The sequence below is a fragment of the Pseudomonas sp. BN414 genome, from assembly GCF_029871275.1.
Lineage (GTDB): Bacteria > Pseudomonadota > Gammaproteobacteria > Pseudomonadales > Pseudomonadaceae > Metapseudomonas > Metapseudomonas resinovorans_C.
The window spans coordinates 60,106-79,477 of the sequence record NZ_SSOL01000072.1 but is presented as its reverse complement, the minus strand read 5'-3'; the positions used below and the strand labels follow the sequence as shown (position 1 = coordinate 79,477).

General features: G+C 65.1%; 18 protein-coding genes. 12 read left to right on the top strand and 6 right to left on the bottom strand.

Going from position 1 to position 19,372, the window contains the following annotated elements:
- Positions 1-5: 5 nt before the first annotated feature.
- The 3 genes from E8E95_RS19775 (at position 6) to E8E95_RS19765 (ending at position 3,546) form a co-directional block, all read left to right on the top strand.
- Positions 6-695, top strand: a complete 690-nt coding sequence (locus E8E95_RS19775; RefSeq protein ID WP_280353079.1) for a bifunctional 4-hydroxy-2-oxoglutarate aldolase/2-dehydro-3-deoxy-phosphogluconate aldolase — start codon at positions 6-8, stop codon at positions 693-695.
- Between the two features lie 256 nt (positions 696-951).
- Complete coding sequence (locus E8E95_RS19770; RefSeq protein ID WP_280353077.1) at positions 952-2,577, top strand: NADP-dependent glyceraldehyde-3-phosphate dehydrogenase; 1,626 nt, start codon at positions 952-954, stop codon at positions 2,575-2,577.
- A gap of 150 nt (positions 2,578-2,727) precedes the next feature.
- Positions 2,728-3,546 (top strand): shikimate 5-dehydrogenase, encoded by an 819-nt coding sequence (locus E8E95_RS19765; protein ID WP_280353074.1) that lies wholly within the window; start codon positions 2,728-2,730, stop codon positions 3,544-3,546.
- A gap of 138 nt (positions 3,547-3,684) precedes the next feature.
- On the opposite strand, the gene E8E95_RS19760 is transcribed toward E8E95_RS19765, so the two are convergent.
- From E8E95_RS19760 to E8E95_RS19735, 6 genes are all read right to left on the bottom strand, one after another.
- The gene (locus E8E95_RS19760) at positions 3,685-4,161 is read right to left on the bottom strand and encodes a MarR family transcriptional regulator (protein WP_077523620.1); all 477 of its coding nucleotides are present in this window, start codon (positions 4,159-4,161) and stop codon (positions 3,685-3,687) included.
- A 131-nt stretch (positions 4,162-4,292) separates the two neighbouring features.
- A complete protein-coding gene (locus tag E8E95_RS19755; RefSeq protein WP_280353069.1) occupies positions 4,293-5,843 on the bottom strand; it encodes a methyl-accepting chemotaxis protein in 1,551 nt (516 codons plus the stop codon).
- A gap of 49 nt (positions 5,844-5,892) precedes the next feature.
- A complete protein-coding gene (locus E8E95_RS19750; RefSeq protein ID WP_179059321.1) occupies positions 5,893-6,684 on the bottom strand; it encodes an ABC transporter ATP-binding protein in 792 nt (263 codons plus the stop codon).
- The gene (locus E8E95_RS19745; RefSeq protein WP_280353066.1) at positions 6,684-8,483 is read right to left on the bottom strand and encodes a branched-chain amino acid ABC transporter ATP-binding protein/permease; all 1,800 of its coding nucleotides are present in this window, start codon (positions 8,481-8,483) and stop codon (positions 6,684-6,686) included. The genes E8E95_RS19750 and E8E95_RS19745 overlap by 1 nt, the downstream gene beginning before the upstream one ends.
- Positions 8,480-9,517, bottom strand: a complete 1,038-nt coding sequence (locus E8E95_RS19740; protein ID WP_280353063.1) for a branched-chain amino acid ABC transporter permease — start codon at positions 9,515-9,517, stop codon at positions 8,480-8,482. Before E8E95_RS19740 ends, E8E95_RS19745 begins: the two co-directional genes overlap by 4 nt.
- A gap of 223 nt (positions 9,518-9,740) precedes the next feature.
- A complete protein-coding gene (locus tag E8E95_RS19735; protein WP_280353060.1) occupies positions 9,741-10,892 on the bottom strand; it encodes an ABC transporter substrate-binding protein in 1,152 nt (383 codons plus the stop codon).
- Positions 10,893-11,630: 738 nt separating this feature from the next.
- Here E8E95_RS19735 and E8E95_RS19730 point away from each other — a divergent pair.
- The 9 genes from E8E95_RS19730 (at position 11,631) to E8E95_RS19690 (ending at position 19,139) form a co-directional block, all read left to right on the top strand.
- A complete protein-coding gene (locus tag E8E95_RS19730) occupies positions 11,631-12,743 on the top strand; it encodes an amidase (RefSeq protein ID WP_280353057.1) in 1,113 nt (370 codons plus the stop codon).
- 25 nt (positions 12,744-12,768) lie between these two features.
- The gene (locus tag E8E95_RS19725; RefSeq protein WP_280353054.1) at positions 12,769-13,941 is read left to right on the top strand and encodes an acyl-CoA dehydrogenase family protein; all 1,173 of its coding nucleotides are present in this window, start codon (positions 12,769-12,771) and stop codon (positions 13,939-13,941) included.
- A gap of 27 nt (positions 13,942-13,968) precedes the next feature.
- Complete coding sequence (locus tag E8E95_RS19720; protein WP_120655102.1) at positions 13,969-14,331, top strand: IacB protein; 363 nt, start codon at positions 13,969-13,971, stop codon at positions 14,329-14,331.
- 5 nt (positions 14,332-14,336) lie between these two features.
- On the top strand, positions 14,337-14,843 hold the full coding sequence (locus E8E95_RS19715) for a nuclear transport factor 2 family protein (protein ID WP_280353052.1): 507 nt from the start codon (positions 14,337-14,339) through the stop codon (positions 14,841-14,843).
- A gap of 139 nt (positions 14,844-14,982) precedes the next feature.
- A complete protein-coding gene (locus tag E8E95_RS19710; protein WP_280353049.1) occupies positions 14,983-16,257 on the top strand; it encodes an aromatic ring-hydroxylating dioxygenase subunit alpha in 1,275 nt (424 codons plus the stop codon).
- An 81-nt stretch (positions 16,258-16,338) separates the two neighbouring features.
- The gene (locus E8E95_RS19705) at positions 16,339-16,815 is read left to right on the top strand and encodes an aromatic-ring-hydroxylating dioxygenase subunit beta (protein ID WP_077523630.1); all 477 of its coding nucleotides are present in this window, start codon (positions 16,339-16,341) and stop codon (positions 16,813-16,815) included.
- Between the two features lie 10 nt (positions 16,816-16,825).
- On the top strand, positions 16,826-17,566 hold the full coding sequence (locus E8E95_RS19700) for an SDR family NAD(P)-dependent oxidoreductase (RefSeq protein WP_280353045.1): 741 nt from the start codon (positions 16,826-16,828) through the stop codon (positions 17,564-17,566).
- Positions 17,567-17,660: 94 nt separating this feature from the next.
- Positions 17,661-18,620: a PDR/VanB family oxidoreductase gene (locus E8E95_RS19695; RefSeq protein WP_280353043.1), complete on the top strand. Its 960-nt coding sequence runs from the start codon at positions 17,661-17,663 to the stop codon at positions 18,618-18,620.
- Between the two features lie 18 nt (positions 18,621-18,638).
- The gene (locus E8E95_RS19690) at positions 18,639-19,139 is read left to right on the top strand and encodes a flavin reductase (protein WP_280353041.1); all 501 of its coding nucleotides are present in this window, start codon (positions 18,639-18,641) and stop codon (positions 19,137-19,139) included.
- Positions 19,140-19,372: the final 233 nt, after the last annotated feature.

The following is a 19,372-nucleotide window of genomic DNA, read 5'->3' as shown; positions in this document are numbered from 1 at the left end:
CACCCATGACCAGCCCTCCCAGCAATCGGGCGACCAGTCGCGAAGCCGTGCCGAACATGGCTGACAAGGCTGCCCTGATCGACATCCTCTGCGGCGCGGCGCGCATCCTCCCGGTGATCACCATCGAGCGCGAGCAGGATGTCCTGCCGTTGGCCGATGCCCTGGCCGCCGGTGGCCTGCATACCCTGGAAATCACCCTGCGCTCGGAGCACGGCCTCGCCGCCATCCGCACCCTGCGCGAGCAGCGCCCGGAACTCTGCGTCGGCGCCGGTACCGTGCTGGACGAATGGATGCTCGCCGAGGCCGAAGCCGCCGGTTCGCAGTTCATCGTCACCCCCGGCTGCACCGCGGAGCTACTGCGCGCGGGTGTCTACAGCCCGTTGCCGCTATTGCCCGGCATCAGCAGCGCCTCGGAAATCATGCTCGGCTATGCCCTGGGCTACCGTCGCTTCAAGCTGTTCCCGGCGGAAATCTGCGGCGGCGTGAAGGCCCTCAAGGCGTTCGGCGGTCCCTTCCCGGGAATCCGCTTCTGCCCCACCGGCGGCGTGACCCCCGACAACCTGCGCGACTACATGGCACAGCCCAATGTGATGTGCGTGGGCGGCACCTGGATGATGGACAAGGACTGGATCCGCAACGGCGACTGGCAGCGCATCCAGGAGACCACGGCAGCGGCGTTGGAGCTGTTGCACTGACGTCGGGCCTTGCTCGTTCCGCTTCTTTGTGGGGGCGAATTCATTCGCAAAGGGGCACGTAGTGCCCCCACGAGGCTTAGGGCAGGCCTGCAGCCTGCTTAGCGATTGAAATCGCCCCCACAGGATTTCCAACACCCCTCGACACCGAATCCCATGCGGGAACAGATTCCGCCAAACGGTTTGCTGAAACGATTTACCAAGCGACAGAATCAGGCTAAAACCGATCCCCAGTGGTTCCGAATCAGAGGAAAGCGCAATGACCGACAACAACAACCTCGATGCCCTGTTCCCCACTGCCGAGCAGATTCCCGAGCGCTACCGTCCGGGGGCACCCATCGAACAGCGCGAATACCTGGTCAACGGTGAGCTGCTGCGCTGGGACGGCCCGGTGGCCGCGGTGCGCAGCCCGATTTTCCTGGCTGGCGACAAGGGTGACGAGCAGGTGGTGCTCGGCAGCACTCCGCTGCTGGATGCCGATGCCGCCCTGGCCGCGCTGGAGGCCGCCGTTGCCGCCTATGACCATGGGCAGGGTGCCTGGCCGACCATGCGTGTGGCCGAGCGCATCCAGCATGTGGAGAAGTTCCTTGCCCGGATGCGCGAGCAGCGCGAGGCGGTGGTCAGGCTGCTGATGTGGGAGATCGGCAAGAACCTCAAGGATTCCGAGAAGGAGTTCGACCGCACCTGCGACTACATCGTCGACACCATCGAAGCGCTCAAGGAGCTGGATCGCCGCTCCAGCCGCTTCGAACTGGAGCAGGGCACCCTCGGTCAGATCCGCCGCGTGCCGCTGGGCGTGGCCCTGTGCATGGGGCCGTACAACTACCCGCTTAACGAGACTTTCACCACGCTGATCCCGGCGTTGATCATGGGCAACACCGTCGTGTTCAAGCCGGCCAAGTTCGGCGTGCTGCTGATCCGCCCGCTGTTGGAGGCCTTCCGTGACAGCTTCCCGGCCGGGGTCATCAACATCATCTACGGGCGTGGCCGCGAGACGGTCAGCGCCATCATGGCCAGCGGCAAGGTCGACGTGTTCGCCTTTATCGGCACCCACTCCGGCGCCGCCGACCTGAAGAAGCTGCACCCGCGCCCGCATCGCCTGCGCGCGGCGCTGGGCCTGGATGCGAAGAACCCCGGCATCGTCCTGCCCCAGGTGGACCTGGACAACGCGGTGAGCGAAGCCATCACCGGCGCGCTGTCCTTCAACGGCCAGCGCTGCACCGCGCTGAAGATCCTCTTCGTCCATGAAGACGTGCTCGAACCCTTCCTCGACAAGTTCTGCACCAAGCTGGCCGCGCTCAAGCCCGGAATGCCCTGGGAGGACGGTGTGGCCCTTACGCCCCTGCCTGAGCCGGGCAAGGTCGATTACCTCAATGCGCTGCTGGAAGACGCCGTGGCCAAGGGCGCCAAAGTGGTCAATCCGGGCGGCGGCAGCCACCGGCAGAGCTTCTTCTACCCCGCCGTGCTGAGCCCGGTGAGCCCGGAAATGCGCCTTTACCATGAGGAACAGTTCGGCCCGTTGATCCCGGTGGTGCCGTATCGCGAAGTGGAGGAGGTGATCGACTACGTGCTGCATTCCGACTACGGCCAGCAGCTCAGCCTGTTCGGCAACGACTCGGCCCAGGTCGGTCGCCTGGTGGATGCCTTCGCCAATCAGGTGGGGCGCATCAACATCAACGCCCAGTGCCAGCGCGGCCCGGATACCTTCCCGTTCAACGGCCGCAAGAACTCGGCGGAAGGGACGCTGTCGGTACATGACGCCCTGCGGGTGTTCTCCATCCGTACCCTGGTGGCGACCAAATTCCAGGCGGATAACAAGGAGCTGGTCAGCGAGATCATCCGCAATCGCGAATCGAACTTCCTGACCACGGATTACATTTTCTGAGGACTCGCGCAGGGTCTCCCTTTCCTTGTGGGGGCGAATTAATTCGCTATGCAGACCGAAGGTCTGCTCTTGGGGGCACTCCGTGCCCCTTTAGCGAATGAATTCGCCCCCACAGAAAAGCAAAGGCCTCGCTGCCAAACGGAGAAACCAATGCCCCGCCCCATCAGCCGCGACACCCGGCTCTGCATGTCGCTGTCCGGACGCCCCGGCAATTTCGGCACGCGCTTCCACAATTATCTGTACGAAGCCCTCGACCTGGACTTCATCTACAAGGCCTTCACCACTACCGACCTGCCGGCGGCCATTGGCGGCATCCGCGCGCTGGGCATTCGTGGTTGTGCGGTGTCCATGCCGTTCAAGGAGGCCTGCATTCCATTGCTGGATGAGCTGGACGCCTCGGCTTCGGCCATCGACTCGGTCAACACCATCGTCGCGGATGACGGCTGGCTGAAGGGCTACAACACCGACTACAGCGCCGTGGCCAGCCTGCTGGCGAGCCACGCAGTGCCGAGCGACATTCGTTTCGCCGTGCGGGGCAGCGGCGGCATGGCCAAGGCCGTGGCCAGCGCCTTGCGCGACAGCGGTTTCCGCCACGGCACGATGGTCGCCCGCAACCCGGAAACCGGCCCGGCGCTGGCCCGTGGCTGTGGATATCTGTGGCGGGCAGAGTTGGGCGACGAGAAACCGCAGATGCTGGTCAATGTCACCCCCATCGGCATGCAGGACGGCCCGGAAGCGAACTCGCTGGCCTTCACCCGCGAGCAGGTGGAAGCGGCGGATTGGGTCTTCGATGTGGTGGCCCTGCCGGTGGAAACCCCACTGATCCGCCTCGCCCGCGAGCTGGGCAAGCCGGTGATCACTGGCGCCGAAGTCATCGTGCTGCAGGCGGTTGAGCAGTTTGTGCTCTACACCGGCGTGCGGCCGGAGGCGGGGTTGATCGAGAAGGCGGCGGAGTTCGCGCGGGCGTAGGGCGGGATGGATCACCTGTGGGGGCGATTTCAATCGCTAAGGGGCACGCAGTGCCCCCAAAGGGCAGACCTGCGGCCTGCATAGCGAATGAATTCGCCCCCACAACAAGGAAAAGGCATTCCGAAGTAGGGCGGAGGATCAACCCTCCGGCAGATTCGCGTAGATCTTTTCCAGGGTGCCGTTGAGCTTGGCGATCTGGGCTTCGGTGAGGTCCTTGAAGCTGTTGGTGAAGATGTGCGCAGTGTTCACCTGGATCTCTTCCACCATGTGCCGGCCCTTCTCGGTGATGGTCACCTGGGTGACGCGGCCGTCGTTGCTGCAGGGGGCGGTGTCCACCAGGCCGTCGTCCTTCATGCGGTAGACGATCTTGGTGACGGTGGAGAGCTTGGCGATGGCGTGCTCGGAGATTTCCGAGATGCTCGACTGGCCGTTCTCCTTGAGGATGAAGAGGATGCGCCAGCGGGGGATATCCAGGTCGATCTTCTTCAGGGTCTTTTCCATGGCCATGTTGTAGCGGCCATAGACGCGGGCGATCCAGTAGAAGGGAAACTCCTCCTTCTTGAAATCGTCGCTGGCAGGGTTGTATCGGTTGAGGCGCTTTTTCGGGGTGCTCATGCGAGTGGGGCAAGGTTCGTGCTGACAGGGGGAGAGTTATAGGGGGTTGCGCGTGGGCTGTCGACAGCCGCGTGGCGCCGCCTTGATCCCGATCAGTCGGACGGGCCGCTTAGAGGAGCGGCCCGCCGGTGTCAGCCGTGCAGGAATCGCTGGGCCAGATCGAGCTGGGAGTTGGCCAGCTGGTGCAGTTCCTGGCCGATCTGGGTGCTGCGCTGGGCCTGGCCGGCGCTCTGTTCGGCAAGCCCGGCGATCCTTGCGATCTGCCGGCTGACCTCCTCGGCCACCTGCCCCTGTTCCTCGATGGCCGTGGCCATCTGCAGGCTCATGCCGCTGATCTGGCCGGCTTCGTCCTTGATGCGCCGAAGCGCTTCGCGCACGTCCTGCACATCGGCGCTGGATTGCTGCGCCGCCTGCTCCCCTCGCTGCGCGGTGGCCAGGGCCTGGGCGCTGCCGCTGCGCAGGCGTTCGATGGACTGCTGGATCTGTTCGGTGGAGTCGCGGGTGCGCGAGGCGAGGGTGCGCACTTCATCCGCCACCACGGCGAAGCCACGACCGGACTCGCCGGCGCGGGCGGCCTCGATGGCGGCGTTCAGCGCCAGCAGGTTGGTCTGCTCGGCGATGCTCTGGATCACTTCGGCAATGCCGCTGATGGAGTCAATGGACTCGGCGAGCTGACCGACCGCCTGTCCGATGTCTTCCACCGATCCGCGCAATGCCTGCATCGACACCTGGCTCTGGCTGGCCAGTAGCTCGCCGTCGCGGGCCAGGTCGTCCACTGCCTGGGTGGCGCCGGCGCTGTGCTGGAGGTTGCGCGACAGCTCCTGGATGGTGCTGCTCATCTGCCGGATGGCCGCTGCCGACTGCTCGGTTTCTTCGAGCTGGCGTTCCAGCTGACCGGCCTCGCTGGCCACCAGGGCCGAGGACTCCCCGGCGCGGCTGCGCAGGATGTCGCCGTTGATATGGATGCGCGCCATCACCGTGCGCAGGCGCAGTTGCAGGTTGCCCATGGCCATGTCCAGCAGGGCATCAGCACCGCCGCGCGGGCTGTAGGCCGGTGCCAGCAGCGGATCGCTGTAGACCTGTGGGTAACTCTCCAGGCCCCGGGTCACGCCGCGTTGGCGTACATGGGCGGCCTGCAGGCTGATGGCGCCAAGCCCGCCGAGCAGGGCCAGGCCGAGGCCAGCGTTCAGATGACCGGTCAGGGTCGCGCCGGCCAGCCCCAGGGCAGCCAGTGCGGCGACACTGTGTTCGCCCAGCAGGCGCAGCGTCCGTGTCGCGGCGGACTCGGCCGGCTTGCCCTGGCGCAAGCGCGCATAAAGGCCGTCGGCGCGCAGGCAGCCTGTGCGGTCCATGGGGTGATAGACGGTGCCCAGGGCCACCAACTGGCCGCCCTCGAACAGCGGCACCACGTAGAGGTCGCTCCAGAACACACCGCCTTCCTGGTGGCGGCCCATCAGTGGACCGTTCCAGGGCACGCCGGCGCGCAGCGTTTGCCACATGCGCTCGATGACCACGGCGGGCATGCCGGGGTGGTTGATGCTGCTGAAGGGCTGGTGCAGCAGCGCCTCGCGGCGGTAGCCACACATGTCCAGGTAGGCGTCGTTGCAGTGCAGCAGGCGACCTTCCGGGTCGAGGCGGGAAATCGGGGGCTCCGCGAAGGCTGCGATAGGGGATGGTTTCATAGTGTCCTCCGTGGACGGGGCCCGACCTTGCGGCCGGGCCTAAGCATCGTCAGCTGGCGAGCATCTCCTGGTGCTTGCTGGCCAGGCCCAGGTAGGCCTCGATCACGCGCGGGTCATCGGCCAATTGCGCGGCGGGGCCCTGCATGGCGATCTGGCCGGTCTCCAGCACGTAGGCGTAGTCGGCCACACGCAGCGCGGCGCGGGCGTTCTGCTCCACCAGCAGGATGGAAACCCCCTGCTGGCGCAGGGTGGTGATGATGCGGAAGATCTCGCGGGTGATCAGCGGTGCGAGGCCCAGGCTGGGTTCGTCCAGCATCAGCAGCTTGGGCTTGGCCATCAGCGCGCGGCCCACGGCGAGCATCTGCCGTTCACCGCCGGAGAGGGTGGCTGCCAGTTGGTCGCGGCGTTCCCATAGGCGCGGGAACAGGTCGTAGACCTCCTTCAGCGTTTCGCCATGGTCGCGTTTGCCGCTGCGGTGGCGCTGGAAGGCGCCGAGCAGCAGGTTGTCGGCCACCGTCATGCTGCCGAACAGCTCGCGCTTCTCCGGCACCAGGCCGAGCCCGCGCGACACCATCACTTCCACCTCCGGCACCGCCTCCAGGCTGCCGTCGAACGCGACCCGGCCACGTGAGCCGAGCACGCCCATGATGGCGGAGAGCAGGGTGGTCTTGCCGGCGCCGTTGGGGCCGATCACGGTGACGATCTGCCCCTGGCCGACCCGCAGGCTGGCGTTGGACAGGGCTTCCACCTTGCCGTAGGCGACGCTCAGGTCGCTGACCTCCAGCACCGGGTTGGCGGCGAGGTTTTCCGGCTGCTTCAGGTCTTGAATCGGCATATTCATCACTCAGCACCTCCGAGATAGGCTTCCAGCACCGCCGGGTCTTTCTGTACGTCGGCTGGCAGGCCGTAGGCGATGCGCTGGCCGAATTCCATCACCACGACCCGGTCCACCAGGCCCATGACGAAGTCCATGTCGTGCTCTACCAGGAGGATCGCCATGCCTTCGCTGCGCAGGCGGCTGAGGAGCAGGCCGAGGGCTTCCTTCTCCTTGTGGCGCAGGCCGGCAGCCGGTTCGTCGAGCAGCAGCAGGCAAGGGTTGGCGCACAGGGCGCGAGCGATTTCGAGGATGCGTTGCTGACCCAGGGCCAGGCTACCGGCTTCCACGTGCAGGTAGTCGCCCAGGCCGACGCGTTCCAGCTGGCGACGGGCTTCGCCCAGCAGTTCGGCTTCCTCAGCGCGGTCCAGGCGCAAGGCGGCGGCGAGCACGCCCTTGTGGCCACGCAGGTGGGCGCCGATGGCGACGTTCTCCAGCACGCTCATTTCCGGCAGGAGCTTCACATGCTGGAAGGTGCGGCTCATGCCCATGCTCGCGATCGCGCGCGACGGGATACCGTTGATGCGCTGGCCACGGAACAGCACCTCACCCGAAGTCGGTGTGTCGACCCCGGACAGCTGGTTGAACAGGGTGCTCTTGCCGGCGCCGTTGGGGCCGATCAGGGCGAGGATTTCCCCGGCGCGCACATCCAGGTTCATCTCGTTGTTGGCTACCAGGCCACCGAAGCGGCGGGTGACGTTGCGGGCTTCCAGCAGCACTTCGCCGGCTGCGGGCAGGTCGCGGCGCGGCAGCTCGGCGGCGGCATCCACGGCCTTGAACGACGGGCGCGGTTTCCAGGCATCCGGCACCAGGCGCAGCAGCAGGGGCCAGAGGCCGCCCGGCGCACGTTGCATCAGCAGGATGATGAGCAGGCCGAAGACGATCACCTCGTAGTTGCCGGTGCTGCCGAACAGGTGCGGCAGCAGGTCCTGCAGCCACTGCTTGAGCATGGTCAGCACGCCCGCGCCGAGCAGTGCGCCCCAGACGCTGGCCACTCCGCCGATCAGCGCCATGAACAGGTAATCGATGCCCATGTGCAGGCCAAAAGGCGTGGGGTTCACGAAGCGTTGGGTATGCGCGTAGAGCCAGCCCGACACAGCGGCGAATAGCGCGGAGATGAGGAAGATCACCATCTTCGCGCGGAAGGTGTTCACGCCCATCGACTCGGCCATCAACTGGCCGCCCTTGAGGGCGCGGATGGCACGGCCTTCACGGGAATCCAGGAGGTTCTGGGTGATCAGCATGGCGCACAGCAACACCGCCCAGATCAGGTAGTAGATCTCCTCACCCTTGTTCAGCTCCCAGCCGAACAGCGAGATCGACGGCAGGCCACTGACGCCGGTGTGGCCGCCGAGGGATTCCAGGGTGCCGAACAGGTAGTAGAGCGACAGGCCCCAGGCGATGGTGCCCAGCGGCAGGTAATGTCCGGAGAGCTTGAGGGTCAGCGCGCCCAGCAGCAGGGCCACCGCACCGGTGAGCACCAGGCCCACCAGCAAAGTCAGCCAGGGCGAGGCGCTGGCCCAGGCGAGCCAGCCCGGCAGGTCCTGCACCGTGGTCAGGTAGGCGCTGGTGTAGGCACCGAGACCGACGAAGGCGGCCTGGCCGAAGCTGGTCATGCCGCCGACGCCGGTGAGCAGCACCAGACCGAGGACCACCAGCGTGTAGAGGCCGATGTAGTTGAGCAGGGTGACGTAGAAGGGCGGCAGCACCAGCGGCGCAACGCCGAGCACGGCCACCAGGGCGAGGATCAGGTAGCGCGGATTCATTCATCGTCCTCCACATGACGGCTGGTGAGGGAGCGCCAGAGCAGGAAGGGGATGATCAGGGTGAAGACGATGATCTCCTTGTAGGTGCTGGCCCAGAACATCGAGAAGGCCTCGATCAGGCCAACGCCCAGCGCACCCAGCGCAGCTACCGGGTAGCTCACCAGGCCGCCGATGATGGCGCCGACGAAACCCTTGAGGCTGATGACGAAGCCCGAGTCGAAGTAGAGCGTGGTGATGGGGGCGATGAGGATGCCCGACAGCGCACCGATGAAAGTGGCCAGGGCGAAGGTGGCCTTGCCCGCCAGGGTCGGCGAGATGCCCATCAGCCGAGCGCCCAGGCGGTTCACCGCGGTGGCGCGCAGGGCCTTGCCGTAGAGGCTGCGCTCGAAGAACAGGAACAGGCTGATGATCAGCGCGAGGGACACGGCGATCACCCACAGGGTCTGGCTGTTGAAGGTCACGGGGCCGAGGGTCAGGCCGGCCTCGGAGAAGGGCGCAGTGCGCGCGCCTTCGGGGCCGAACATCAGCAGGCCGAGGCCGACCATGGCCACGTGCACGGCGATGGAGACGATCAGCAGCACCAGCGAACTCGCCGATGCGATCGGCTGGAACACCAGGCGATAGAGCTGCGGACCGAGCGGTACGACCAGAGCCAGCGTGAGCAGCGCCTGAACCGCCATGGGCAGTTCGGCCAGCGGCAGGTTGCGGACCAGGCCGACCATGGCCAGGGCATAGGCGAGCTTGGGGATTATCCGTTTCGGGAAGCGGAAGCCGCGGCTGGCGCGGGTCGCGTCAAACAGGTCCATGGCGCAATCGGCCAGGGTCAGGCCGAACAGCAGCCAGACCAGCGCGGTGGGCTGGCCAGCCTGGAGACTGGCCATGGCCAGCGCGCCGTAGGTGACGAACTCGCCCTGGGGGATCAGCAGGATGCGCGTGACGGTGAAGACCAGCAGGAGCGACAGGGCCAACAGCGCGTAGATGGCGCCGTTGGTGATGCCGTCCTGGCCGAGCAGCAGGGCTATCTGGAGATTCATGGTGGGAACTCTTGTTGCGGTACGTAGGGTGGATGACGCTTTCTTCATCCACCATCTGTGCTTGATCCGGACTCCACAGGGTGGACATCAACAGCGATGTCCACCCTGTGGAGCGCCTTTCTGTGGGGGCGAATTCATTCGCCAAGGGCGGCGTAGCTGCCCCTGTGGAATCCGAAGGGCGGACCTTCGGCCCGCATAGCGATTGAAATCGCCCCCACAAGGATCACTTACGGCCGAGCAGGGTCCAGGTGCCGTTCTTCACCTGGATCAGCTCACGGCCGCGCTCGTCGAAGCCGCTGTGATCTTCCGGGGTCATGTTGTAGACGCCCTGGGTGGCGGGCAGCTCGTGGCTCGACTCCAACGCGTCGCGCAACGCGGCGCGGAACTCCGGGGTGCCCGGTGTGGCCTTGGCGGCGGCTAGCGGGATGGCTTTCTGCAGCAGCAGGCCGGCGTCGTAGGTATTGGCGCCGAAGGTGGCCGGCTTGCTGCCGTTCAGCTTCTCGTAGGCAGCCACGTACTCACCGGCGACCTGCTTGGAGGGATGGCTGTCGGGGATCTCGTCCAGTACCAGCATCAGGCTGGCGGCGAGGATGGTGCCTTCGACCTTCTTGCCGCCGAGCTTGAGGAAGTCCGGCAGGGCGGCACCGTGGGTCTGGTACATCTGGCCGCGATAGCCCTGGTCGAACAGCGTGGTCTGCGGCAGTACTGCGGCACTGCCCGGAGCGGCTACCAGGACGGCGTCGGGGCGGGACGCGAGCACCTTCAGGCTTTGGCCGGTGACGGAGGTGTCCTGGCGCTGGAAGCGCTCGCTGGCCACCAGCTTGATGCCGTGTGCGGCGGCCAGGGCGCCCAGCACCTTGGACCAGTTCTCGCCGTAAGGATCGGCGGTGCCGATGAAGCCGAGGGTCTTCACGCCGCGTGCGGTCATGTCGTCCACCAGCGCCTTGGCGATCAGGTCATCGTTCTGGGTGGTCTTGAACACCCACTTCTTCTGCTCGTTCATCGGCAGCACCACGGACGCGGTGCCCACTGGCGCCAGCAGCGGCACGCCGGCTTCGGCGACGAACTGGATGACGCCCATGGCGTTGGGTGAACCGCTTGGGCCGATGATGGCGTCGACGTTCTCTTCGCTGATCAGCTTCTTCAGCGCCTTGACGGTGGCGGTGGGGTCGCTGCCGTCATCCAGGGGGATGTAGGTGACCGTCTGGTCCCCGGCCTGGGTGGGCAGCAGCGGCGTCGAGTTCTTCTGGGGAAGCCCGACCAGGGCGAGCGGCCCGGTGGAGGAGGTGATGACACCGACTTTCACTTCGGCCTGGGCATTGGCCAGGACGGCGGCGCTGAGGAGCAAGGTGGACACGGCTTGTTTGAAGAGCATGACGTTCTCCGAGGGTTGCAAGGCTATTCGAGAGGCAACGATCCGCAGGTCGCGCCCGGCCCCTGCTGGGCACCGGTTGCGTGGATCGCTTGCCGCCTTTTTGTTGTTCTGGCGCCTGGTGGCGCTACCGGCGGGTATCCCGCTCGGCGGGAAGTGAAATTGCAGCTCCCGTGCCAGAAAAAGCTGCGCCGTGGCGGTGCAGCACCGAGGCAGCCCCGTTGAACCCTCCCGCTTTCCCCTCAAGTCAGCGCTTGCTGACTCTCCCGTCGGACCTTTCTGCAAAGCGACTTCATGCCAGTGGCAATCGGCTTTCCAGCGTCCTTTGCAGGGCGTTTTCCTGGCTGATTCTTGTGGTTTTCAGGCTAAAAAATCGCTTATTTATCGCCAAAAAATTCGCAATAAATTGCAAATATTCCGTTCGATAATCGCTCACTTTGAAGGAGGCGCTACGCGCGATAAATTTCGATATGTGCGATGTGAATAGTTCTTATGTGAGTTGTAAATAATTGAAAATAATGACTTTTATATGTTGATTTACGTGAAATATCCATTTTATGGCTGTTACATAAATGCACGTAAAGAGTGCCTTGTTACGTGAAAATGCACCTAATCTACACACTCCTTTTCCAGTGATAATTCAATTGACATTTCACGTAATTCTTTCGATTCTGGATTTACGTAATCGACACCCCCGACGGGGCAGTCGAGCACCAACAAGAACACCAATGGGTGATGCAAATGACGATAGTGGTCGAGAGGCTGGAGCTGGGTGGCGCGGGGCGAACCGTGATGGTGAAAGACACCATCGATATCGCCGGCCATCCGACCCGCGCTTCCAGCCGTGCGCTGGAAGAAGCGCCCGACGCCGTGCGCCATGCCGATGTGGTCCAGGCACTGCTGGATGCCGGCTGCCGCATCACCGGCAAGACCAGCCTGCATGAGCTGGCCTTCGGCACCACCGGCCTCAACGCTTGGACCGGCACCGCGGAAAACCCGCGTTATCCCGGCCGCGTACCCGGTGGTTCCTCCAGTGGTTCGGCGGCCGCCGTCGCTGCCGGTCTCTGCGACTTTTCCCTGGGCACCGATACCGGCGGTTCGGTGCGAGTACCGGCCGCTTGCTGCGGTGTGTTTGGCCTGAAACCCACTTTCGGCCGCATCAGCCGGGCGGGTGTGATGCCGGCACAGACTTCCCTGGATTGCGTCGGTCCCTTCGCCGCCAGGATCGACCTGCTGATCGAGGCCATGGCTGCCATCGATCCTTCCTTCAGTGTGTTGCCCACCGTCAGCGGCATTCGTCTCGGCGTCGTGCCGGTCGAGGCCGATCCGGAGGTGCTGGCCGCCCTGGATGCCGTGCTGGAAGCCTCCGATTTCGAACTGTTCAAGGCGCCGCTGCCGGGCATGCAGGCTGCCTACGACGCGGGCCTGGCCATCATCAATCGGGAGACCTGGAACGCCTGCGGTCACCTGGTGGAAAGCGGCCTGGTGGGCGCCGATGTGGCGTCCCGCCTGCTGGCCGCCAGCAAGACCACCGACGCCGACCTGAAAGAGGCCGAAGCCATTCGCGCCGCCTTCACCGCCGAAGTGGATGCCGCTCTGGCGCGTTACCCGATCCTCGCACTGCCGACCATGCCGAACTACCCGGCCCTGGTAACGGAGGCCGCCGACACCCGCGCGGCCATCGGCATGACCGCATTCGTGCGGCCGTTCAACCTCACTGGCCACCCGGCACTGAGCATTCCCTTCGAGGGCGCCTCGAAGCTGCCGGTGGGCCTTCAACTCGTTGCCGCCAAGGGCGCGGACGAACTGCTGCTGGCAGTCGCCCGTGAGCTCGTGCGGCGCCTCGAACAATAACCAAGAAGCCCACCAGGAGAGCCCCATGTCTTCGCTAAGCGAGCTGGATTACCAGCGCCCCACCCCGATTACCGCGAGTGAAGGATTCCAGGCGTTGCTCGCCGACATCCGTGAGCGTGCCCGGCGCGAGGAATTCGACCGGCAGAAATTCATTTCCCAGGACGTCATCGAGCGCTTTAAGGAACTCGGCGTCTACCGTGCCCTGGTGCCCACCCGCTTCGGCGGCGACCAGCGCTCGCCCATGGAGTTCTGCCAGATGGTGGAGGACATCTCCGCCGCCGACGGTTCCGCCGGCTGGGTCGCCAGCTTCGGCATGAACCCGGTGTACCTCGCGGCGCTGCCCCTGGCGACCCTGGAAAAGGTCTATGCCAACGGCCCGGACGTGGTCTTCGCCGGCGGCATCTTCCCGCCGCAGCCGGCCGTCTTCGTCGAGGGCGGATTGGAAGTGAACGGGCGCTGGAAATTCTCCAGCGGCTGCATGGGTGCCAACCTGATCGGCGTCGGTATCAGCCCGAAGAACGGCGACACCGTCGGCCTGCCGCGCCTGGCGGTGATGCCGCGCGAGAAGGTGAAGATCGAGGAAACCTGGGACGTGATCGGCCTGATCGGCACCGGCAGCCACGACGTGGTGATCGACGGTGTGGTTGTGCCCGAAGAGTGGACCTTCGTCCGCGGTGGCCCGGCCAACCTCGACGAGCCGATGTTCCGCTACCCGTCGCTGTCCTTCGCCACCCAGGTGCTTTCGGTGGTGGGCCTGGGCGTCGCCCGCGCCGCCCTGGATTACCTCTCCGGTATGGCCACCGGTCGTTTCTCCGTCACCGGTGCCCCGGCCCTGTCTGACCGCCCGCTGGCGCAGATGCAGATGGCCAAGGCCGAAGCCGAACTGCGCGCCGCCCGCGCCTGGTTCTACGAGGCGATGGAAAACGCCTGGGCCAGCCTGCTGGCCGGCGACCCGGTGAGCGTCGAGCAGACCAACCTGCTGCGCCTGTCCTCCACTCACGCCACCCGCGTGTCCGCCGAAGTGGCGCGTACCGCGCAGATGCTCTCCGGCATGACCGGCGTGTACCGGGACAACCCGTTGTCGCGCTTCGTCAACGACACCCTGGTGGTCACCCAGCACGCCTTCATGGGCGACATGACTTACCAGAACGCCGGCGCGATCTTCTTCGGCAACAAGCCGCTGCCCGGCTACCTGTGAATTCCAACTGACTGATCGGTGATTTCGATGAGCGATAAGAAAGCCCTGCGCGTCCTCTTCTGCATGGGTATCAACCAGAACTTCTTCGACGCCCCGCGCGAGGAACAACTGCAGGTCTGGGCCGCCTTCAGCGAGATGTGGAACGGCATCCACGACCTGCCCGGCGTGAAGGTGTTCGGCAACATGGACGACGACCAGAGCATGGTCGGACCAAGCACCGGCTACCCCTGGACCACCTACCTGCTGGCCGACGTACCGGATATCGAAACCGTGCACGCCGCCTGCAACCTGTTCCGCACCACGCCGGTAGGTGATGGCACCTACAAGCTGTGGCGCTACGCCAAGGTCGAGGCCCGCACCGGCCGCGAACTGATCATCCAGCGCGCGTGACCGCCATGACCGAAGCCCTTGAGCAACGCCTGCGCCAATTGGAAAGCGAACACGCCGTGCGCGCCTGCATGAATCGCTACATGGAGCTGTGCGACGCGCTGGATGCCCGTACGCCCCTGGACGAACTGGCCGGCCTGTTCACCGCCGACGCCGTTTGGGAAGGCAAGGGCGCCAAGTACGCCAAGAGCTTCGGTGGCTACCAGGGCCGCGAGGCGATCCGCGCCATGTTCGCCACCTACATGGTCGAGCCGGCGCACTTCGCCCTGAACGTGCACTTCCTCTGCTCCGAGCTGATCCGCGTCGAAGGCGCGCAAGCGGTCGGCAGCTGGGTGATGTTGCAGACCTCCACCTTCGCCAGCGGCGCCTCGCACCTCAATGCGGCGCGCCTGACGGTGAAGTTCCGCGAGGAGGAGGGCGCATGGCGCATGGCGCATTTCCAGACCGAGAACCTGTTCAGCCGTCCGGTGGAGGCGTGGAACAGCGACGCGCACCTGCCGGTTCCCGGCAAATGAAGACACCTGCCTGCCTGTGTGTAGGAGCGAGCTTGCTCGCGAAAGGAGAGCGACCGGGGTTCGCGAGCAAGCTCGCTCCTACGGAAGCCACCGACAAGAAATTTTGCAAGTCGGCGCCTTGCGTCGACGAGGAGTGATCGTGACCAACCTGATCGAAACCGTGAACCTGGCCAGCTCGCCGGCCGACCTGGTGCTGCACGACCGCGTGCACACCGCCCTCTACACCGACGCCCGCATCTTCGACGAAGAGCTGGAGAAGGTCTTCTACAGCACCTGGATCTGGGTCGCCCACGCCAGCGAGATTCCCGATAACGGCAGCTACAAGAGCACCTACATCGGCAAGCAGCCGGTGATCGTCGTGCGTGACCGCAAGAAGGACGTGCACGTGCTGCTCAACCGCTGCCGCCACCGTGGCGCCACCGTCTGCGAGCACAAGAAGGGCAAGACCAACAGTTTCGTCTGCCCGTACCACGGCTGGAGCTACGCCCTGGACGGCAGCCTGCGCGGCGTGCCGCACCCGGAGAGCTACGCCGACTGCCTGGACAAGGGCGAGCTGCCGCTGGTGAGCCTGCGTGTCGAGGAATACAACGGCATGATCTTCGCCACCTTCAAGGACGACATCGAGCCGCTGGTGGACTTCCTCGGCCCAGCCAAGAAGTGGATCGACCTGTTCATGAAGCAGGGTGCCGGCTATGGCGTGAAGGTTTCCGGCGAGCACCGCTTCCGCTTCCCCGGCAACTGGAAGATCCAGCTGGAAAACACCACCGACGCCTACCACTTCCCGCTGGTGCACAAGTCGTTCCTGTCTTCGGTGGACGAGCAGACCCTGGAACTCTTCGACTTCGTTAAGGGCCCGGGCTACGTCGAAGACCTCGGCAACGGCCACAGCGTGATGGTGATGATCCCCGAACTGGTCGACCTGGAAGCCAACCTCGACCAGCCGATCCCCGAGCGCTTCGAGGCCCTGGCCGAAGAGCTGCGCGGTGAAGGCATCGAGGAACAGCAGGTGCGCCGCATCGTCCGCGCCGTGGGTGGTTCCGGCTTCAACCTCAACCTGTTCCCCAACGTGGCCTGCTCCATGGCCTTCTTCCGCGTGCTGCAGCCGGTCGCTGTGAACGAGACCGAAATCCACCACGCAGTGATCACCATGGACGGCGGCCCGGCCGTGGCCAACCGCTACCGCCTGCGCCTGCACGAACACTTCCAGGGCCCCATGGGCTTCGGCACTCCGGACGATTCCGAGGCCTGGGAGCGCGTGCAGAAGGGCGCCCAGGCGGGCACCGACCTCTGGATCATGCTCAACCGCGGCCTGCCCGGCGAGAAGCCGAGCGAGGACGGGCTGATCAGCGACGTGAGCGCCGAGACCGGCATGCGCGCTGCCTACCAGCAGTGGAAAAAGATGATGTCGGTCTGACCCTCATCCGCCTCTCTCCCGCCAGCGGGAGAGGGGCAAGGGATGGCGTCGCCACGAAACGCACTATTTGAGAGAAAAACCATGAACCTTGAATTGCTCAACCACGTCAGCGCCTTCATCTGGCAGGAAGCGGACATGCTCGACCACGGCGACTTCGACGCCTGGTTGAACCTGTGGACCGAGAAGGGCACCTACATCATCCCGATCGATCCGAACGAAACCGACTTCGAGAACACCCTGAACTACGCCTACGACGACCACCACATGCGTCAGCTGCGCGTGCAGCGCCTGATCGGCGGCGAGTCCATCTCCACCAGCCCGCGCGCCCGCACCGTGCGTGCCCTGTCGCGCTTCCGCGTGCTGGGTGAGGAAGACGGCGTGGTGACCGTGCGCTGCGCACAGAACCTGCGGGAGTTCCGCAAGGACGTGCTCAAGCACTACACCGCCGACATCACCTTCCAGCTCAAGCGCGAAGGCGAGTGCTTCAAGATCCAGCGCAAGCTGATCCAGCTGATCAACTCCACCGATACCCTCGCGGGTATTGGCTACATCCTGTAAGGACGCCGCCATGAGCCAGATTGCACTCGTCACCGGCGCCGCGCAGGGCCTCGGCCTCGCCATCGCCAGCCGCCTGTTCGCCGCCGGTTACGCGGTGGTGATCACCGACCTGTCGCTGGAAGGCGCCCAGGCCGCCGCCGACAGGCTCGACCCCAGTGGCGAGCGCAGTCTGGCGCTGAAACTCGACGTGGCCAGCAAGGCCGACTTCGAGTTGGCGCTGGCAGCGACCCTGGAACGCTTCGGCGCCCTGCACGTGGTGGTGAACAACGCCGCCATGACCATGACCACCCCGGTCATGCAGATCAGCCCCGAGGAGTTCGACCGCGTCCTGAGCCTCAACACCCGCAGCGTCTTCGTCGGCTGCCAGGTGTTCGGTGCGCACATGGCGGCGGCCGGCTACGGGCGGATCGTCAACATGGCGTCCCTGGCCGGGCAGAACGGCGGCACCGCTACGGGCGCGCACTACGCCGCGTCCAAGGGCGCCATCGTCACCCTGACCAAGATCTTCGCCAAGGAGCTGGCGGCCAATGGCGTGACCGTCAATGCCATCGCTCCGGGGCCGATCGAATCCCCGGCGGTGCGCGCGGCCGTGCCGGCTGAACGCATGGAAGGGCTGCTGGCCAACATCCCGGTCAAGCGCCTGGGCGATGCCGATTTCCTCGGAGACCTGGTCGTGCAGTTGGCACGCCCGGAGGCCTACTTCACCACCGGGGCGACCTGGGATGTGAACGGCGGACTTTTTATGCGCTGAGTGCGCAACCTGACAAAGCAGTGTCGTGCGTGCAGTGCGGCAAGTAACAACGAAACAGAACAATCAGCACCTACGAGGGTGCGGGAAGGCCGGTATGAGTGAGCAAGTGTTGAATCTGGTGGTCCGCAAGCGGGTGGAGCAGGGCGAGGGCGTAGTGATCCTCGACCTCGCCGACCCGTCGGGCAAACCCCTGCCGGCGTTCGAGGCCGGTGCCCATGTGGATATCCACCTGAAATCCGGCCTGGTGCGCCAGTACTCCCTTTGCGGTGACCCGGCCAACGCCTCCGTCTACCGCCTTGGCGTGCTGCGTGATCCGGCTTCCCGTGGTGGTTCGGTCGCGGTCCACGAACTGCTGCAGGAAGGCAGCGAGGTCGCCATCGGCGCACCGCGCAACCTCTTCCCGCTGGCTACCGGCGCGAGCCGTTCGATCCTCATCGGCGGTGGTATCGGCATTACCCCGATGATCGCCATGGCCCATGAACTGACCGCGAAGGACAGCGCCTTCGAGCTGCACTACTGCGGCCGTTCGCGCAGCCGTACCGCCTTCCTCGACGAGCTGGAAAACGCCGACTTCGCCGCCTGCGTGCGCACCCACTTCGACGACGAAGACGCCGCGCAGAAGCTCGATCTGCCCGCCGTGCTGGGTCAGCCGGCTGACGACGTTCACGTCTATGTCTGCGGCCCGGCCGGGTTCATGGACTGGGTGATCGCTGAGGCGCGCAAGGCCGGTTACGCCGACGATCACATCCACCGCGAGTACTTCCAGGTGGAAGTGGATGCCAGCGGCGAGAGCTTCGAAGTCGTCGCTTCGCGCAGCGGCAAGACCGTGCAGGTGGCCGAGGGTCAGAGCATCGTCGATGCACTGGCCGGCGTGGGCATCAAGATCGAGATTTCCTGCGAGCAGGGCGTTTGCGGTACCTGCCTGTGCGACGTACTGGAAGGCGAACCGGACCACCGCGACGTCTACCTGACCGATGAAGAGAAGGCCGCCAACGACCAGATCCTGGTCTGCTGCTCGCGTGCCAAGTCAAAAAAACTGGTACTGGACATCTGACAGCAGAGGGGCAAGACCATGGTCGATACCAATGGATTCCGTAATGCCATGGCGCTGCTGGGCGGCGCCGTTTCCGTCATCACCACCGATGGCGCAGCGGGCCGCTGGGGCTTCACCGCTTCAGCGGTGTGCAGCGTCACCGACCAGCCGCCGACGCTGCTGGTGTGCATGAACCGCTCTTCGTTCGCCAACGGTCATTTCAAGCAGAACGGTGTGCTCAGCGTGAACGTGCTGACCGCCGAGCTGAAGGAAATCTCGGGTGTGTTCGCCAACCGCGAACTGGACTCCGAACAACGCTTCGCCAGCGCCAGCTGGAGCACCCTGGAGAGCGGCTCGCCGCTGCTCGACGATGCCCTGGTGAGCTTCGACTGCCGCATCGCCCAGGCCCATGAAGTGGGTTCGCACACCATCTTCTACTGCGAGGTGCTGGGCATTCGCCACGGCAAGAACCAGGAAGGGTTGGTGTACTTCAACCGCGCCTATCACCGCCTGGGCGACGCGTCGCGTTCGGCCTGCTGATCCGGTGTTTTGGGGTTGTTTTGTTGGGCTTCGCGTAGCTCAGCCACAACCTACCAAAGCGTGCTCGCTCCCGTAGGTTGGGCAGAGCGCAGCGAAGCCCAACTGAATCGAGTTGGTGGGTTGGCTTCATGTAGGAGCGAGCTTGCTCGCGAAAGATCGTCGCAGGGATGTTCGCCAGCAAGCTGGCTCCTACGGCGAACTTCGTAGGTTGTGGCTGAGCGCAGCGAAGCCCA

Excerpts from the sequence above, each read along its gene's own strand:
- E8E95_RS19700 (WP_280353045.1), top strand. The coding sequence starts at position 16,826 with ATGAGCCAGATTGCACTCGTCACCGGCGCCGCGCAGGGCCTCGGCCTC.
- E8E95_RS19760 (WP_077523620.1), bottom strand. The coding sequence starts at position 4,161 with ATGAGCACCCCGAAAAAGCGCCTCAACCGATACAACCCTGCCAGCGAC.
- E8E95_RS19730 (WP_280353057.1), top strand. The coding sequence starts at position 11,631 with ATGACGATAGTGGTCGAGAGGCTGGAGCTGGGTGGCGCGGGGCGAACC.
- E8E95_RS19735 (WP_280353060.1), bottom strand. The coding sequence starts at position 10,892 with ATGCTCTTCAAACAAGCCGTGTCCACCTTGCTCCTCAGCGCCGCCGTC.
- E8E95_RS19725 (WP_280353054.1), top strand. The coding sequence starts at position 12,769 with ATGTCTTCGCTAAGCGAGCTGGATTACCAGCGCCCCACCCCGATTACC.
- E8E95_RS19775 (WP_280353079.1), top strand. The coding sequence starts at position 6 with ATGACCAGCCCTCCCAGCAATCGGGCGACCAGTCGCGAAGCCGTGCCG.
- E8E95_RS19765 (WP_280353074.1), top strand. The coding sequence starts at position 2,728 with ATGCCCCGCCCCATCAGCCGCGACACCCGGCTCTGCATGTCGCTGTCC.
- E8E95_RS19770 (WP_280353077.1), top strand. The coding sequence starts at position 952 with ATGACCGACAACAACAACCTCGATGCCCTGTTCCCCACTGCCGAGCAG.
- E8E95_RS19705 (WP_077523630.1), top strand. The coding sequence starts at position 16,339 with ATGAACCTTGAATTGCTCAACCACGTCAGCGCCTTCATCTGGCAGGAA.
- E8E95_RS19755 (WP_280353069.1), bottom strand. The coding sequence starts at position 5,843 with ATGAAACCATCCCCTATCGCAGCCTTCGCGGAGCCCCCGATTTCCCGC.
- E8E95_RS19750 (WP_179059321.1), bottom strand. The coding sequence starts at position 6,684 with ATGAATATGCCGATTCAAGACCTGAAGCAGCCGGAAAACCTCGCCGCC.
- E8E95_RS19745 (WP_280353066.1), bottom strand. The coding sequence starts at position 8,483 with ATGAATCCGCGCTACCTGATCCTCGCCCTGGTGGCCGTGCTCGGCGTT.
- E8E95_RS19715 (WP_280353052.1), top strand. The coding sequence starts at position 14,337 with ATGACCGAAGCCCTTGAGCAACGCCTGCGCCAATTGGAAAGCGAACAC.
- E8E95_RS19720 (WP_120655102.1), top strand. The coding sequence starts at position 13,969 with ATGAGCGATAAGAAAGCCCTGCGCGTCCTCTTCTGCATGGGTATCAAC.
- E8E95_RS19740 (WP_280353063.1), bottom strand. The coding sequence starts at position 9,517 with ATGAATCTCCAGATAGCCCTGCTGCTCGGCCAGGACGGCATCACCAAC.
- E8E95_RS19695 (WP_280353043.1), top strand. The coding sequence starts at position 17,661 with ATGAGTGAGCAAGTGTTGAATCTGGTGGTCCGCAAGCGGGTGGAGCAG.
- E8E95_RS19690 (WP_280353041.1), top strand. The coding sequence starts at position 18,639 with ATGGTCGATACCAATGGATTCCGTAATGCCATGGCGCTGCTGGGCGGC.